The organism is Rahnella sp. P4_A8 (assembly GCF_056402435.1).
The window spans coordinates 1-2,365 of sequence record NZ_JBFUHK010000163.1 but is presented as its reverse complement, the minus strand read 5'-3'; the positions used below and the strand labels follow the sequence as shown (position 1 = coordinate 2,365).

Annotated in this window: 1 protein-coding gene and 1 pseudogene; one reads left to right on the top strand and one right to left on the bottom strand. The window is 52.1% G+C overall.

Annotated features, from left to right (window positions below; all coding sequences use genetic code 11):
- Positions 1-348: 348 nt before the first annotated feature.
- The gene (gene argS, locus AC1DUO_RS24170) at positions 349-2,082 is read left to right on the top strand and encodes an arginine--tRNA ligase (protein WP_112198648.1); all 1,734 of its coding nucleotides are present in this window, start codon (positions 349-351) and stop codon (positions 2,080-2,082) included.
- A gap of 45 nt (positions 2,083-2,127) precedes the next feature.
- Here argS and AC1DUO_RS24165 read toward each other — a convergent pair.
- Positions 2,128-2,365, bottom strand: a pseudogene (locus AC1DUO_RS24165) (IS4 family transposase); the annotation flags it as partial.

Below are 2,365 nucleotides of genomic sequence, written 5' to 3'. Positions count from 1 at the left end.
GAAATATGATCTGCGTGAAACCCACCCAGATTAATGTGCAATTTTGCAGCGAACGCCGTCAGTACGTCGACAAAGCGCGGTAAATCATCAGCTAAATCCTGTAACTCCGGCACGTGATTCATGGCGGTCATCCTATCTTGTTTTCGTTTGCAGATCTTCAGGGTCGGGTAATTTACACAGCCTTTCATCCGGTTGCCAGAGACATGCCGCACAATCGCGTTTTCCTTAGCCCGGACGTGCGGTGATACTGACGCCGCAAGGCTAATATGATATAAACACGCATCATTTTAGGTTCGTCCACCATGGGATGAACAGCAAACAACCACATTCCTAAATAAAGGTACTTCGGTGAATATTCAGTCACTTCTTTCAGAAAAAGTCAGCCAGGCGCTGATCGCTGCAGGCGCCTCAGCCGACAGCGAAGCGCAAGTCCGTCAGTCCGCTAAAGCTCAGTTTGGCGACTATCAGGCTAATGGTGTTATGTCCGTGGCAAAAAAACTCGGTATGCCACCGCGACAACTGGCAGAGAAAGTCGTTGAACTGTTAGACCTGAGCGGCATCGCGAATAAAGTCGAAATCGCCGGGCCGGGTTTCATCAATATCTTCCTGGATCCTGCTTTTGTTGCTGCGCATGTAGACAGCGCCCTTAACGATGAAAAACTGGGTATCACACCGGTTGAACCCCAAACTATCGTCATCGATTATTCTGCGCCAAACGTGGCGAAAGAAATGCACGTTGGCCACATCCGCTCCACCATTATCGGCGACGCGGCTGTGCGCACCAATGAATTCCTCGGCCATAAAGTGATCCGCGCTAACCACGTTGGCGACTGGGGTACACAGTTCGGCATGCTGATTGCCTATCTGGAAAAAGTACAGAACGAAAACGCCGGTGACATGAATCTGGCTGATCTGGAAGAATTCTACCGCGCGGCGAAGAAAAACTACGACGAAGACGAAGCCTTCGCCGAGCGGGCGCGTGGCTACGTGGTGAAACTGCAAGGCGGCGATGAATACTGCCTGCAGATGTGGCGCAAGCTGGTTGACGTGACCATGAAGCAAAACCAGCTAACCTACAATCGTCTGAACGTCACCCTGACCGAAGACGATGTGATGGGTGAAAGCCTGTACAACAGCATGCTGCCGGGCATCGTTTCCGACCTGCAGGCCAAAGGTCTGGCCGTCGACAGCGAAGGCGCAGTTGTTGTCTATCTTGATGAATACAAAAATAAAGAAGGCGATCCGATGGGCGTCATCATCCGTAAAAAAGATGGCGGCTACCTGTACACCACCACCGATATCGCCTGCGCGAAATACCGCTACGAAACACTCGGGGCCGACCGCGTGCTGTATTATATCGACTCCCGTCAGCACCAGCACCTGATGCAGGCATGGACCATAGCGCGTAAAGCCGGTTACGTGCCGGATTCTGTGGCGCTGGAACACCATATGTTCGGCATGATGCTGGGCAAAGACGGTAAGCCGTTCAAAACCCGCTCAGGTGGCACAGTGAAACTGTCTGATCTGCTGGATGAAGCGATTGATCGCGCACGTAAGCTGATCACCGAAAAGAATCCGGAAATGAAAGACGCCGGGGAGCTGGAAAAACTGGTTAACGCGGTGGGTATCGGCGCAATCAAGTATGCTGATCTGTCAAAAAGCCGTACTACCGATTACATCTTCGACTGGGACAACATGCTGGCGTTTGAAGGTAACACCGCGCCGTATATGCAATACGCCTATACCCGCGTAGCCTCTATCTTTAAACGTGCAGATATCGACGTGAACAGTCTGACTCAACCGGTTGTACTGAGCGAGGAACGTGAAGCTGCGCTGGCGACCCGTCTGTTGCAGTTCGAAGAAGTACTGACCGTTGTCGCCCGCGAAGGCACGCCACACACCATGTGTGCGTATCTGTACGACGTGGCTGGCCTGTTCTCCAGCTTCTACGAGCATTGCCCGATCCTTAATGCAGAAGATGAAACCAGCCGTAACAGCCGCCTGAAACTGGCACTGCTGACACAACGCACGCTGAAAACCGGTCTGGATACGCTGGGTATCGAAACCGTAGAACGCATGTAACGCACGGTCGCAGATATTAAAAAAGGGCGCTCATGCTAATGCCGGTCACTTAAGGTGACCGGCATTGTTTTTTAAGGGATATTTTGACCTTTTTTCTCTCACTTCCCTCGCATATTCACGCTCACGCCTCGAGGGCAGCTTTAGCATCGCTGCGTTGCTGTAAAAATGCTTCAGATGACCCGGGATGGCTCCCGCTGATGCCCACGGCAGCCCGATTAACAACCGTAATATCTCCGACACTGCACCGCTAAAACTCAGCTGATAAGGCAGATAATCTCCCTTC